The organism is Clostridium sp. CS001, from assembly GCF_020443565.1.
Taxonomy (GTDB): Bacteria; Bacillota; Clostridia; order Clostridiales; family Clostridiaceae; genus Clostridium_AD.
On the sequence record NZ_JAIZZN010000035.1, the window covers coordinates 25128 to 39815 of the forward strand.

Here is a 14688-nt window from a genome sequence, read left to right on the forward strand (position 1 = left end):
TGATTATTTGGACAGATCAAAACAATTAGGAGAAGAAAATATAGGTAAACTACTTATGAAGTTCTCCATTCCAGCTATTGTTGGAATGCTTGTCAACGCACTATATAACGTTATAGATAGAGTATTTATAGGGCAAATACCGGGAGGGGTAGGCAAAGTTGCCCTATCAGGGGTTACAGTTACATTTCCAATTGCTACTATAATCTTAGCTTTTGGGATGCTAGTAGGGATTGGAACCGCAGCCCTTGTATCCATAAAGCTAGGGCAACAAAAAAAAGAAGAAGCAGAGCATATCTTAGGAAATGCATTTACACTTATTATTCTAATATCAATTATGGTAACCGTAGTAGGTCTTATATTTTTAGAACCAATGCTACTAAAATTCGGAGCTAGTGCAGCAACTTTGCCTTATGCAAAGCAATACATAACAATAATATTAATAGGTGTAATAGTCCAGAACGTAGGTTTTGGACTAAATAATACAATACGATCTGAGGGAAATCCACGAATAGCAATGTATACTATGTTAATTGGTGGAGTATTAAATACAATCTTAGATCCTATCTTTATTTTTGTGTTCCACATGGGGGTTAGGGGAGCTGCAATTGCAACTGTTATTTCTCAAACTGTAAATACTATATGGGTATTATCTTATTTCTTTAGTGGAAAAAGTGTATTAAAAATACGACGTAAGAACTTAAAGTTAAACGCTAAGGTCATAAAGAGTATTTTTGCTATAGGGATGTCGCCATTCTCCATGCAAATAGCAGCAAGTGTAGTGGCTATTATCTCCAATAGGAGTTTAGCTAAATATGGTGGAGATTTATCAATAGGGGCTATGGGGGTTATTACAAGTACATCAATGCTGGTGTTAATGCCTATCTTTGGGATAAATCAAGGTTGTCAACCAATAATCGGATATAATTATGGAGCGAAAAAATTTGATCGTGTAAAGCATGCTTTAAAGCTGGCAATAATAGCAGCTACAGCTATTACTACCACTGGATTTATAATTATACAATTAATTCCGAAACAACTTATAGGTATATTTAATAAGGACCCAGAGTTATTAGCAATAGGTAGCCATGGCATTAAAATATATCTATTTATGCTTCCGATAATAGGATTTCAAATAGTTAGTTCAAGTTATTTTCAAGCTATAGGGAAAGCTAAAGTATCCATATTTTTAAGCTTAAGCAGGCAAGTTATAATTCTTATACCATTACTATTTATACTGCCAAGGTTCTTTGGTTTGAATGGAGTTTGGATGTCAGGACCTAGTGCTGATGCAATATCGTCTATTTTAACAGGTATATTCTTATTTATAGAAATTAAACATCTAAATGAGTTACATGGTGAAGATAATGATGTAATTATATAAGTTAAATTAAAAGATAGTGGGATAGTCCACTATCTTTTATTATTGGCGTTAAGAATCTCTTTTTCTAAAGCACTTATGCGTTTTTCTATTTTCTTAAGGGCATTGCAATAATCTAGTAAAGAGGAGTCAATGTGACCATTGCGTTTAAACATGATGTATAATTCCTTCCCTATATCTTTATAAAGATCATCCATGCTACTTTCTTCAGAATGAATTTTATATTTAAGCTTGGATGTTTCAATGAAATCCTCAGATTTGTTTGATATAGTTTCAAAGCCATTACTAATTGAAACTTTAATTTTGCTTAAATCAGGCATTGAAGGCATAAACAATTCCCCCTTTTTATGTTATAATTTAAGGTAAGTGGATAGACTTAATAACATATTATTTAATCTATTGAGTATATGTGACTAAAACCCACAATGTGTCTTTATAAAGATAAGATGGTACCATATAAGTTACATGTGTATTTGTTAATTTTAGTGTGGTGGTGATAAGGTGAATAACAAAGAAAAGCCAATAGGATTTTTTGATTCAGGAGTAGGGGGCATAAGTGTTTTAAAGGAATGTTTAACAGTACTTCCCAGTGAGGATTTTGTGTACTTCGGTGATTCAATAAATGCACCCTATGGAACCAAAGGTGTACAGGAAGTTAAAAAGTTAACGTTTAATGCAGTAGATTTTCTTTTAGATAAAGGAGCAAAGGCGGTGGTAATAGCTTGCAATACAGCAACTAGTGCGGCTATAGATGATCTTAGAGAAAAGTACAAGGACATACCTATAATTGGTATAGAGCCAGCGCTTAAGCCAGCAGTAGAAGTAAGTAAGGGTAAAAGCATAATTATCATGGCAACTCCCATGACCTTATCCGAAAAGAAATTTAGTGATTTAATGAAGCAACATAACAAAGAAGTGAATATAATACCGCTTCCCTGCGCAGGTCTTGTTGAGCTCATAGAAAGCGGAATTATTGAGGGAGATGAAATCCAAAATTACTTAAAGGAAAAGTTAAAGGAGTTTATGAATTTGGACCTAGCGTCAATTGTGCTAGGATGCACTCATTACCCATTTATAAAAGGTGAACTAATTAAGGTTGTTGGAGAAAAGACTATTATAATTGATGGTAGCATCGGTACAGTAAATCAACTAAAAAGACAGCTTAATATTAATGATCTTTTAAGTGAAAAGAAAACAAAAGGTACTGTAACTATATATAACTCTGCTACAAGTAGCAGTTCTTCTACAGGTACCAGTTCCCCTATTAATAATAATATAGTAGATTTAAGCTACAAGTTATTAAATTTATAATGATGCTTTAAGGCTTAATATAAATATATAATAGAAGCAATGTAAAACTAGTTAAGTGGTTTTATATTGCTTTATTTTATTAGAAATATAATGTTACAACTTATAAATAAAAGAGCATTTGATTAATTTCAAATTAATTATATCAATAACATGACTAGGCGAATACATTAAATTAGGCATCTTAAAAAATAACAAGTCAAGGTGTCTGCATATAAAAAACACAGGAAATAAGGTGATGAAATGAAAGTATTTAAATTAAAAGAAAATAATGAAAGTCACATTGGGCATGATACATTTAACATGGAAATTGAGGAAATAAAAAAAATCAATTGTATAGTACTCAATAATCCAATTCAAAGTAATTGTTTATGTGTGATAAATCATCTAGTGTGTAAGTTTGAGGAAAACAACAACATTGCCCATTTAATTATTGCAAAAGATGATAGTAAGTTAAAAGACATAACTACTTTTGGTAGTTTGAATGTTGGGTATGAATATGCCAGGTCAGAAATTGATGGTAACTTAGAAATAGACGTGGTTAACACTGATAAAAGTAGAGAGGTAGACATGCTAGAAGAACACTTTTTAATAATACTTCCCGGAGGAAATATTCATATAAAGTTTGAAAAACCGCAGGAAAAGGTTATTTTACAAATTAGCCTTGGACAACAAGCAATTTGAGACATTACTTGTGAAGGCATCTAAAAAATAACTAGTAGCCATACTAGTTATTTTTTAAAGATACCTAAAGGTATGATTTATATATAAAAAATAGTAAATAATATAAAGTGTGATATAATTTATAATGAATACATAACAAAAGGAGAGATTATATATGAATCCAATAGTAACAATTAATATGGAAGATGGTAAAGTTCTAAAAGCAGAATTATACCCAGAAATTGCACCTAACACAGTAAATAACTTTATTAGTCTTATAAAAAAGGGATTTTATGATGGAATCACTTTTCACAGAGTAATTCCAGGATTTATGATTCAAGGTGGCTGTCCTGAAGGAACAGGCGTTGGCGGACCAGGATATTCAATAAAAGGAGAATTTTCTTCTAATAAATTCAAAAATGATTTAAAGCACACTACAGGGGTTTTATCAATGGCTAGATCAAATGATGTAAACTCAGCAGGAAGTCAGTTCTTCATTATGGTAGCTAATTCTCCACATTTAGATGGAAGCTATGCACCTTTTGGAAAAGTAATAGAAGGTGTTGAGAATGCTCAAGAAATAGTTAGTGTGGAAAGAGATTTTAGAGATATGCCACGTGAAGAACAAAAGATAAAAAACATGACAGTTGATACTTTTGGCATTGAGTACAGTGAACCAGAAAAAATGTAATAATTTTAAAATAGATGATTCTAAAATATCTATAGGATTATAGAAATTAAATTGTAGGGGGAAGACAACGTGGAACTTATTAATGAAAAACTTATCCTTGCATATGGTCTAACAAAAGAGGAACAAGAAAGACTTAATAGTTTACTATCAAAGAAAAACATATTACCTTGCAAAATAATTGAGAAGAACATGGGAAATGTAACAATTAAAGAAATATTAAGTCACGTGCAATGGGAAGAAAGTGGTGTAGAAGGTAAAGGAAGCAATGCTGAATTACCTAATGAAAAGTTGCTTTTATTTAGTAATTATATGGATAAAGAGCTCTTTGATTTAATTGCTAGTATAAGAGAAGTTAAGCCCATTAACACTATACAAGCCGCTGTAACACCTACATCAATAAATTGGACGATTAGTTATCTCCTACAGCACCTAATTGAAGAAAGAGAAGCTTATAGAAAGAATACACAGTCATAATTAAATCTTCAATGGTTTTTTAGAAACAAAAATTCAATTAGAAAGGCGGAGAATTATGAGCAGAGTAGGAGATAAAATTAAACAAGTAAGAGAATCAAAAGGTATAAGCCAAAAGCAATTAGGTAAAAAAATCGGAGTTGCTGAGAGCTTTATCAATGAAGTTGAAACAGGAAGAAAAGTTTTAAATGAAAAATTCTTAGAAAAAATCTCTAAAGTCTTAGGTGAAGAAATTGAAGATACCTCAATATCTTTTCATGATGAGGAATATGTAGAGGAAAAGAAACCTAAACTTGAAAGACCTAGCCTGGAAAAAGTTAATGAGGTTTGGAATGATGCATTTGGATCAGTTTTAAAAAATGTTGCTATTTATAAATATGATTTGGATAAATCTATAGGTATAAAACAAATGCCCATAATATCAAACAAAGTAGAAGGCTATGCCCAAGATAAAGTAGTATTTTTAGAAATAGAGAATGATGATATGATTGGGTTTAGAATTTGCAGTGGAGATATTGCTTTTGCTCACTTAACACACGAAATAGAAAATAATGCATTTTCACTAGTGGACTATAATGGGGAAAGATTATTAAGGCAGATAAAGAAATTGGACGGCAATAAAGTATTACTAATAAGTAATAAAGGTACATTAAGAACTGACACAGTTAATAATAAAGAAATTAAAGTAATTGCAAGGTTAGATAGAATTGAGTTTAAATTGTAATCAAGGAAATAATGTGTTTACTTAACTTGAAGAGAAAAGCATATCCACATTAAAGTGGATGTGCTTTTCCTTTTGTAGGTGGAATATATTAAGTAAGGTAGACAAATAATATTAATTAGACTAAGAATTTGCAAAATAATAATTAATCTTATTAACAAAACACTATCCATAGTTTATAATATATAATATACAGCTAATAAGTGATTTTTGTGGTGTACGAATAAGCAGGATTACTAAAGAATTAAAATACAAAAAATAAGCAATAGATAAAAGGAGGAATTACATATGAAAGGAACGGTAATAGCTACTTGGATGAAAACTTGTAGAGGGTTTTATGGTGATGACGTGGTTGACAGTGCTATGGAATCAGTGGGGTGGAATTCTCGTAAAATATTTTCACCTGTAGAGAACGTAGATGATGAACAAGTTAGAAAAGTTATAGATAATATATCAAAAAAACAAAACATACCTTTGGACAAGTTGTGGAGAATTATAGGAAGAGATAACTTAAAGGCTTTTAATAGAGATTTTCCTGCATTTTTTAATACTGAAAATGTGTATTCATTTTTAAAGTCACTATTTGATATACATGTTGTAATGACAAAGAAATTTGATGGAGCAAAACCACCACTAGTGGGAATAAGGCCTATTTCTAGTAGACAGGCTATATTTACATATAAGTCCAATAGAGGAATGTTTGATTACTTCCTAGGGATGTTAGATGGAACTTGTGAATACTTTAATGAAAACATCGAAATTGAACAAATAGAGAAAACAGCAGATAGTTTGAGTCTAAAACTTACCTTTGAAAAAGATATTTATTATAAAAAGACATATAAAATTAATAAAATGCTATCCTTAGGATTTATTAAAAATATACCTGCAAAAGTTGGGATGTCTACCTTTATTATATCACTATTAGCAGCAGTTCCTTTAATGGGAATGAGTAATATACCAAAAGCAGTAGCTCTTGCTATATTTTCTGGAGCAGCTTCAAGCCTTGTGTCCTTTATAATGATAAGACCTACAAAAATGATAGAACAAGCTATAGATCAAATAAATAGCAATGATTATGTTGAAGATGGAGACATAGTTACAGGTGATGAATATGAAGAGATATATAAAAAAATAAAGCAATACAAAAAAGCTTTTAGAGCTGATTTCGTTGGATTTAAGGGTGTTACTGATGAAATGGATACTTTTGCAGATAATATTAATGGTATTTCTCATACTATGAAAAATACTTCTGAGGACATATCTGGAGTGGTTGAGCAAATGGCTGGTTCCTCTGTAAGCCAAGCAGAGAGCACTGAAAGTGCGGTTTCTATCTTAAATGATAATATTAGATCACTTAAGGATATTGTTAAAAATGAAAATGATAATAAGGATGAATTAGAAAAAGCTATTGAAAAGATAAATAGAAGTTATGAAAGCGTTGACAGTACAAGCAAAAACATACTTGGGACTTTAGAAAAGTTCCAAGAAGTTAAAGACAATGGTATAAGACTAGAAGCGAAGGCTCATGACATAACCAATATAGTTTCAATTGTTTCTCAAATTTCCGAGCAAACAAATTTACTTGCCCTAAATGCATCTATAGAAGCAGCTCGTGCAGGTGAACAGGGAAGAGGATTTGCTGTTGTTGCAGATGAGGTTAGAAAACTTGCGGAACAGTCTAAAGGTGCTGTGGAAGAAATTAATAGTAATTTAATTGAATTTGTTAAGGATATAAACACACTTGTTGATAAAATCGGTGATCAGTATGATATCTTACAAAATGAAACAAAAGGACTAGAAGAAGTAAGAGATATAAGTTATGAGGCTACAATGTCTGTTAGAACGGTTTCGAAAGCAATGATAAATACTATAAATGATTTAGACAGGGAAGCAAGTTCTATTTCAAATATATATGAAACCATAGAGTCGCTAGCTGCAATTGCAGAAGAAAACTCTGCAGCATCTGAAGAAGTAAGTGCAAATGTTGGGAATTATACTAGTGAAATAAAGAAGCTTATTGACAGTATATTTGAATTTAAAAAGATAACAAGTTCATTTAAAGATGAACTCAAAAAATATAACATATAACTTGGATTAGGCAGTTAGGAGGGAGCCAAATGGAACGATTGCAAAAGAAGGTAGGTACTTATGAGTGGAAGGATATTATGAAGCGTGGATTATGGGCGCTAAGCATACCCTTAATAAGTTTGACCTATCCAATATTAAACCAACAAAGGGGAGAGACTAACTCTGTATTTACTGCCGTGGACAAACTAATCCCTTTTAATAAGTACTTTATATTACCTTATTCATCTTGGTATGTATTCATAGCAGTATTTTGTGCTATTTTATGTATAGTGGATAGAGAAAGGTATTTGAAGTTGCTTATAACATTAAATATAGGCATGATTACATGCTATGTAATCTATTATATTTACCCAACCTATGTTCCAAGGCCTATGGTAACAGGAAATGACTTCTTTAGTAACTTGGTTTTAAATTTGTATGAGGTGGACAATCCATATAACTGCTTTCCAAGTATCCATGTTTTAAACTCTGTTTTAATAGCTTTGTATACTTATGAATCAGAAAAGATTCATAAGTTAACTAAAACCATTTGTGGTGTTATAGCTTTTTCAATAATCTTATCTACTATGTTTGTAAAGCAACACTATTTTGCAGATGTGGTTGCAGGCATAATATTTGCTTTTGTGTTGTATTTTTCTTTTAAGAAACTAAAGCTTACCGACGTTTCAGAAGGAAGGATAAGTACTACTGTAAATTGGAGTAACACACTATAGTAAAAGGAAAACATAATTATGAAATAAATAAATACTAAAAGGCCCTCTGATTAATAAAATTAGAGGGCCTTTTAGTATTAGAAGATAGTAACTTTCTAAAGAATAATTATACGCCACTTAAATCAAAGTCAGGTACAAAAGCTGTTGAGGAGGTCTCACCTTCTTGAATAAAGCAATTGGTAATTCCTATGCTTAAACAGTAGTCAATTAAGGCATCATAATGATTTGGGTTTAAAGGTTTATTTATTTCAGGATATTTAGAAGCCTTATGCATAGGTGTATATTGATTCATTAAACTAATATACACGCAATCACCAAATGTGTTATATATAAAATCTAGTATTTTCTTAGAATCAAATAATAAGCCGGGGAGCATTAGGTGTCTAATTATTACCCCCTTTTGAATGATACCATTATCATCAAACTTAGCCTCCCCTACTTGAGAAACCATTTCAGAAATAACTTGGCTAGCTGTACTAAAGTAATTAGGAGATTTCGAATATTTAAGTGCATACTTATCTTTGTAATACTTTAGATCTGGCAAATAAACATCAATAAATCCTTTTAAAGATTTGATGGTATCTATATTTTCATATCCATTTGAATTATAAAGAATAGGAATGTTAAGTCCATTGCTCTTTGCGAGCTTTAAGGCCTCTATTATCTGCGGTACATAATGAGTAGGTGTAACTAAATTTATATTAAGTGCGCCCCTTTGCTGCTGCTCTAAAAAGATTTCGCTAAGGCGATTTATTGACACTGTTTTGCCAGTGTCCTCATGACTTATTCTATGATTTTGACAAAATACACATCGGAGGTTGCAATTAGAAAAAAACACAGTTCCAGAACCTGCTATGCCTGAAATACAAGGTTCCTCCCACATATGCAAGGAGACTTTAGCTATTTTTACATCCTTAGAGGCGTTACAAAATCCTAATTCTCCATCTAATCTATTAACATAACATTTCCTAGGACATAAGTTACACTTTTTTAGCATTTGTAAAGGATATGAATCATTTAATTCATTGACTTTGCTATTAATCATTTTAATCTCCTTGTTACATCCACATAGCATAAGCTAAATGAGTACATTTTTTATATAAAGCTTATATATAAGAATTGTACAACTAAGCACATATAACGTCAATTATGCTTTTTAGTAGTTTTCCTATAAAATATAATGCATTGAACCAGAAAAATGAGACTTATTGCACCAAATCCAGGATAAAGAACTTTAATTAAATTCCTAAAGCCAATTTGAGAAATAGGTATGGCTAGAAGAAGTATGAGTAAAACAGATTTCTTATAAGAAATATTGAATTTTTTCTCAAAGGTCTTGCCTACACTGTAAATGTCGGAAACTTCAGTTGAGAACATTTCGCACCAAATTATACATAGCAGAAGGATTTGCATTAACATGCCAAACCGATGGGTTATGTATAAAAGGGGAATCTCGTACTTGAAGATTTGTGGTATGTTGAGTAAAAGCATTATATTTATGAAATAGCATAATACTGTTAGTACCAAAGCTCCAATTATAACCCCAGGAATAAGAATTCGTCTATGCTTTATCTCCTTACTTATTGGAACTAGAACACCACTACAGCATAGCATGTTAAAACCGGCATAGAGTAAGGCTGAAAAGAACCATTGAGCAGGAATAATATTATTTTTATAAGAAGGAATTTGTTTTAGATAGGAAGCACCTACCATATCCTTGTAAAATACTAAATATAAAATGAATATAGTTATAATAATTGTAGTAAGGGCAGGAACTATAAAGGAATTTATGGCTATTAAGCCTTTGGTATCCTTAAGTAGCGTGTATAAGGCAATTATAGACATAAGTGAAATTCCTACCCATTTTGAGATACCAAAATATTGATGAAGAAGCGCACCGCTTCCAGCTAAGATTACGCCAGCACCGCTTATTAAGAAAAAGCTTGTAAAGATATCTGTAATGCTGCCAAAAAAGCCTGGGCTTACAAGAGTTATAAGCTCAGTATAGGAACTTAAATTATACTTTACACTGATAGAAACAATAATAGAGCTTATTACAATGTAAATTAGGCCGCACATAAGGATTCCTAAAAAGCTCCTATATCCATAAGTGCTAAAAAATTGGGTTATCTCTTGCCCAGAAGCAAGACCAGCACCTACTATGGTACCGATGAATACAGCTGCAGTTTGAAATATTGGACCAATTGTTTTTTTCAAAATATCTCCTCCATAAAATTATTAAATTAAGAGTTATACTTTAATAAAATGCTTGTCTTTATAAATATATGTGCATTCATTGATAATAAATAATAATTTTATAAATTAAAAGTTTATTTATAGGGAAACTATAATTACAAGAGGAAGTTTAATATTGCAGCACCGCAGGTGATGATTTAATGCGAAAGCAATTATAAATTCTATCATTGAATTAAATTTGAATTAAGAGGGAGTGGAAATATTGAAAAAGAACTTAAGTTTCTTATTAATACTAGTTTTTATTTTCTCCTTTACAGCATGTAAAAAAGAAAATAAAGAGGAGCAGCCAAAGGTTAATGCATTTGAAATTAAAACAGCAGTTAATGTGGTTGAAAGCTATATGAATTTTATAATGAAGGAAGATTATGAAAGTGCTAAGAAGCTATTTACTAAAGAACTATTTAGAAAAGCTTCCAATATGCCAATTAGTGAAATAAAAGTAAAGGGTTATAATATTATAGAAAGTAATGAGATTGGTAGAAGTGGAGTTATTAAGGTTAGAACAACTAGGACGTCTATGACTCATTCATTATCCTCTTTAGATGAGTACACTATTAAGGTTGTTAAAGATGGTGCTGAGTATAAAGTAAGTGAAGTTAGTAGTATGCTACAAAAGGAAGCTTTCTCAGAAGGCATGAGCCTTAGATTTAGAGATAAAAAGAATATAAAAACTAATTTAATTATTGATAAAGCAGGTTTACCTAAATATGCATATTCAAGAGAGGATGGGGCTCAGCTTTATAAGATATTAGTACCTACAAAAGAATTTAGCTCTATAAACTTTGATTACGAGGGCGGTAGACTTGCAATTAGTACCTATAACAAGGATTCTTTTATTGGTATTGTAAATATTGATGAGTCCCTAGCAGTTCAAGGAGATGCTCAAAATTCTCAAGGGCAGCAGTCGCAAGGTGGCGGATCTGAAGTAATGGCTAAGGAGAAGCCAATTGGAAAGGAATTAATTTCAGTAGATCTACTGATGAATTGCAAAGTGGACTTTATGAGTTTTTCATTAGATGGAAAATTTCTGCTTGTGCAATATATTAAGGAGGATTCAGGTAAATGTATTATGGTTTATAAGGCAGAAAGTGGGGAATCAATTCCTATTAACTTTGAAAAAGACTATCCAATAGAAAAAGTACAAATAGTATTTTCATCTTTTGGGGAGGATGCCATGTCATATGAAGTAATACCTAAATCAAGTCTTAATAATTCTGAAGCAGATATAATTGGTAAATGGAAATTGAATTTAAAAACCTTTACTATACAGAAATTATAATTTATACATTCTTCAGTGACTATAATGTATAATAAACATAGGGTTGCCATGAAATAAATAACTAGCCTAGGGGTAACTATTTATTTCATGGACTTATGTATAGAGAGGAAGAGGTTAGTGCAGAAAACATGGGGTGACAAAAGATATAACAGTTTAAACTATTTTTTAAGGGACAAGTTCGGTGATAAGGTTTTTAAAATTGCATTAGATGGTGGATTTTCATGTCCTAATAGAGATGGAACCATTAGCAGTGGAGGATGTTTGTTTTGTAGCGAGAGAGGCTCAGGCGATTTTGCTGGAAATAGAGAGTTTTCTATCACAAAGCAGTTTGAAGATATAAAGGATATGATGAGCAAGAAGTGGAAAAGTGGAAAGTATATTGCGTATTTTCAAGCTTATACAAATACCTATGCGCCCATAGAGGTGCTAAGGGAAAAATATGAAGAAGCATTATCTCAAGAAGGCATTGTGGGTATGGCAATAGCAACTAGACCTGATTGTCTAGGTGAAGATGTACTAGACCTTATAGAGGAATATTCCCACAAGGTATATACTTGGGTAGAACTTGGACTTCAAACCTGTAGCGATGAAAGTGCAAAGATAATTAACAGAGGATACAAATTATCCACATTCGAAGAGGCTCTGAAAGAGCTTAATAAAAGGAATATTGATGTTGTGGTACATACTATCTTTGGACTTCCAGGGGAAAGCAAAGAAGATATGTTAAAAACAATAGACTATGTGGCACATAAAGATATAAAGGGTATAAAGATGCATCTGCTGCATCTTATGGAAAACACAGCTATGACACATCTTTATGACGAGGGAAAGCTAAAATTTTTGCAGCAAGAGGAGTACATAGATATAATTTGCAAATCAATTACTATGCTTCCACCTAATATGGTGGTTCATAGATTAACTGGGGATGCTCCAAGGGAACTACTAATAGGTCCTATATGGAGCTTAAAAAAATGGGAAGTATTAAATGGTATAGGCAGTAGATTAAAGGAATTAGATTTGTATCAGGGACAAGAATTTAAAGAGTAAAAATTTGAACTAAGAGCTTTTTTCTTAGAGGATGCTTTAACTAAAAGTATATGTTGTTGGAATGCTTTCACGGCGCCAAGAAATTTTAAAATTGCGAAAGGTAATTTTATCAGAAGATTGCTCTCATGATGATATCATTATTGTTGTTTCATTATTTCATGATATAGCAAAGGGAATAGAGACTCATGGAAAATATGGAGCTGTATTGATGAAAGATATCCTTAAAGAATATTGTACACAGTATGAAATTAATGAGATTATTGAAATAATATATTCCCACAATCTAAGAAAGAAAAACAATGATTACTCAGAATACATTAAAATAGTGCAGGATGCAGATATACTCGATCATTTTGGTGCTGTAGAAATTTGGATGAACTTTCAGTATTATGCTCATAAAGACGAGCCAATGCAAAATTCTGTAGAATTTTATAACAAAGAGTTTGACTCTGAAGTTCAAAAGTGTAGAGCATTACTAAATTATGATGTGTCGCATAAAATTTTTGATGACAAAGTTTCTTTTGTGCATTCATTTATTGATAGGTTTGCAAGAGAATCGGAAGGTGAAATTTGTATAAATATATGATGAAGTATTTGAGATTGTTAATTTAATCATGCCAACTAACAAGAATGTACCATTAAGACGGAACAGTTATATAATGCCTAGTAAAAATGGGAAAGTTTTAATATAAAAATACTTTCCATTGAAGTATTGTAAACATAAAGGAATAATAGAATAAGATTTACTATTATTCCCTTGATGAATTAGGCAATTTAAAGTAAATCATTCATAATAAAACATACATATAGGGGGAAATTAAATGATTAAATTAGAAAGTAAAGAATTTAAGAAAATAGCCCATTTAGTTAAATCTCACGATGAATTGTCGGTATTTTCTGTTATCAGTGGTGAAAATCCTGGTGAGATATATGTAAACAACATTGATAATCCAACGGCTACATTGATACAGACTAGTGAGTGTAATTTAATTGCTGGTAGTCCAAATGATGAAGTTTTTAATTCAGAGGTGTCTTCAGAATTGGATTTTTGGGATCAATTAGTTCCTGATTTTTGTGAATGGATGGAGAAAATACCAACTATTCATAAAAATCATTTCATTAGAAAATACAAAAGAAGGCATTATGTGTTATCTAGTGATAGATTTGTGGATTGTGATGCCACTTTGAAAGAAGGGTATATACTAGAAAAAGTTGATACATCTTTCTTAAGAGAAAACTCCTTTGAAAACTCAGAAGGAGTACTAGAATGGGCTGAAAATTGGGGTGATGATGAAAGTTTCAAAAAATATGGCACAGGGTATTTAATACGTAATGACAAGGTAATTGTGAGTTGGTCATTAAGTGATTGTAGTTTTGAAAAGACAATTGCAATTGGGATACACACAGATGAAAGATATAGAAAAAATGGTTTTGGAAAAATAGCTGCTGCTGCAACTATTAGGGAGTGTTTTACTAAGGGATACGAAAAAATTGATTGGCTTTGTGTAGATTCTAACAAAGGGTCAAGAGCAATTGCGGAAAATTTAGGATTTAAATATAATAATCATTATTATTCTTTCACTTCATATCCTCCAATTGAGAATTTAAAGGATTTATCTGAATCTGAATGGCATGAATGGGGTGAATATTTAGAAAATGCATCTAAAACTGAAGAATGTTTGATGGAGGATTGTCTTTTTGCTTATACAAAATCTAATGATGTTGAAAAAACAATTAATATTCTGATAACTATGAATCAGAAGAACATGCCGAAAAATTATTTGAAATTTAATAATTATATCACTTCACTTCAAACCAAGGGTATGTGTTCTAACTTTACTAAAAAAGCTTGGATTGATTTTTTAAACGAAAATATTGATTGTAATGATTAATGGCTAATCTATATTGTATTTGCATCATATTTTTCTTATTAGACGTCACAAACAATAAAGATTTGTGGCATTTTTATTGTGCGCCCAGCATGGGCGCAATCTAAAGGGTGAAAGTCCCTAGCACGGGTTAATAGTGCCAAGTGCATAGCTTAAGACAAGGGTGTCCATGGTGACGTGGAAT

General features: G+C 31.5%; 15 protein-coding genes. 12 read left to right on the plus strand and 3 right to left on the minus strand.

Annotated features, from left to right (window positions below):
* Window positions 1-7: 7 nt before the first annotated feature.
* Entirely contained in the window at window positions 8-1381 is a 1374-nt protein-coding gene (locus LGK97_RS17395; protein WP_226261126.1) for an MATE family efflux transporter, read from the plus strand.
* A gap of 29 nt (window positions 1382-1410) precedes the next feature.
* Here the strand turns inward: LGK97_RS17395 and LGK97_RS17400 are convergent, their stop codons facing one another.
* Window positions 1411-1707: a hypothetical protein gene (locus tag LGK97_RS17400; RefSeq protein ID WP_226261128.1), complete on the minus strand. Its 297-nt coding sequence runs from the start codon at window positions 1705-1707 to the stop codon at window positions 1411-1413.
* Window positions 1708-1879: 172 nt separating this feature from the next.
* Here LGK97_RS17400 and murI point away from each other — a divergent pair, with 172 nt between their 5' ends.
* The 7 genes from murI (at window position 1880) to LGK97_RS17435 (ending at window position 8033) form a co-directional block, all read left to right on the plus strand.
* Window positions 1880-2689, plus strand: a complete 810-nt coding sequence (murI, locus tag LGK97_RS17405) for a glutamate racemase (protein WP_226261130.1) — start codon at window positions 1880-1882, stop codon at window positions 2687-2689.
* 240 nt (window positions 2690-2929) lie between these two features.
* Window positions 2930-3370 carry a hypothetical protein gene (locus LGK97_RS17410; protein WP_226261132.1) on the plus strand — a complete coding sequence of 147 codons (441 nt, stop codon included), beginning with the start codon at window positions 2930-2932 and terminating at the stop codon, window positions 3368-3370.
* Window positions 3371-3524: 154 nt separating this feature from the next.
* Complete coding sequence (locus LGK97_RS17415; RefSeq protein ID WP_226261134.1) at window positions 3525-4040, plus strand: peptidylprolyl isomerase; 516 nt, start codon at window positions 3525-3527, stop codon at window positions 4038-4040.
* Between the two features lie 69 nt (window positions 4041-4109).
* Complete coding sequence (locus tag LGK97_RS17420) at window positions 4110-4514, plus strand: DUF3783 domain-containing protein (protein ID WP_226261136.1); 405 nt, start codon at window positions 4110-4112, stop codon at window positions 4512-4514.
* A gap of 55 nt (window positions 4515-4569) precedes the next feature.
* Complete coding sequence (locus tag LGK97_RS17425; RefSeq protein WP_226261138.1) at window positions 4570-5235, plus strand: S24 family peptidase; 666 nt, start codon at window positions 4570-4572, stop codon at window positions 5233-5235.
* 285 nt (window positions 5236-5520) lie between these two features.
* Window positions 5521-7320, plus strand: coding sequence for a heme NO-binding domain-containing protein (locus LGK97_RS17430; RefSeq protein ID WP_226261149.1), 1800 nt, complete (start codon window positions 5521-5523; stop codon window positions 7318-7320).
* Between the two features lie 29 nt (window positions 7321-7349).
* Window positions 7350-8033, plus strand: coding sequence for a phosphatase PAP2 family protein (locus LGK97_RS17435; protein WP_226261151.1), 684 nt, complete (start codon window positions 7350-7352; stop codon window positions 8031-8033).
* A 106-nt stretch (window positions 8034-8139) separates the two neighbouring features.
* Here LGK97_RS17435 and LGK97_RS17440 read toward each other — a convergent pair whose 3' ends face one another.
* Both LGK97_RS17440 and LGK97_RS17445 read right to left on the minus strand, forming a co-directional pair.
* The gene (locus LGK97_RS17440) at window positions 8140-9030 is read right to left on the minus strand and encodes a radical SAM protein (protein WP_226261161.1); all 891 of its coding nucleotides are present in this window, start codon (window positions 9028-9030) and stop codon (window positions 8140-8142) included.
* A 146-nt stretch (window positions 9031-9176) separates the two neighbouring features.
* A complete protein-coding gene (locus tag LGK97_RS17445; protein ID WP_413228450.1) occupies window positions 9177-10253 on the minus strand; it encodes a transporter in 1077 nt (358 codons plus the stop codon).
* Window positions 10254-10491: 238 nt separating this feature from the next.
* Between LGK97_RS17445 and LGK97_RS17450 the strand changes: the two genes are divergently transcribed.
* The 4 genes from LGK97_RS17450 (at window position 10492) to LGK97_RS17465 (ending at window position 14507) form a co-directional block, all read left to right on the plus strand.
* Window positions 10492-11568, plus strand: a complete 1077-nt coding sequence (locus LGK97_RS17450) for a hypothetical protein (protein ID WP_226261155.1) — start codon at window positions 10492-10494, stop codon at window positions 11566-11568.
* A gap of 87 nt (window positions 11569-11655) precedes the next feature.
* Window positions 11656-12615, plus strand: a complete 960-nt coding sequence (locus tag LGK97_RS17455) for a TIGR01212 family radical SAM protein (RefSeq protein WP_226261156.1) — start codon at window positions 11656-11658, stop codon at window positions 12613-12615.
* Window positions 12616-12706: 91 nt separating this feature from the next.
* On the plus strand, window positions 12707-13201 hold the full coding sequence (locus tag LGK97_RS17460) for an HD domain-containing protein (RefSeq protein WP_226261158.1): 495 nt from the start codon (window positions 12707-12709) through the stop codon (window positions 13199-13201).
* Between the two features lie 235 nt (window positions 13202-13436).
* Entirely contained in the window at window positions 13437-14507 is a 1071-nt protein-coding gene (locus LGK97_RS17465) for a GNAT family N-acetyltransferase (protein ID WP_226261159.1), read from the plus strand.
* Window positions 14508-14688 lie beyond the last annotated feature (181 nt).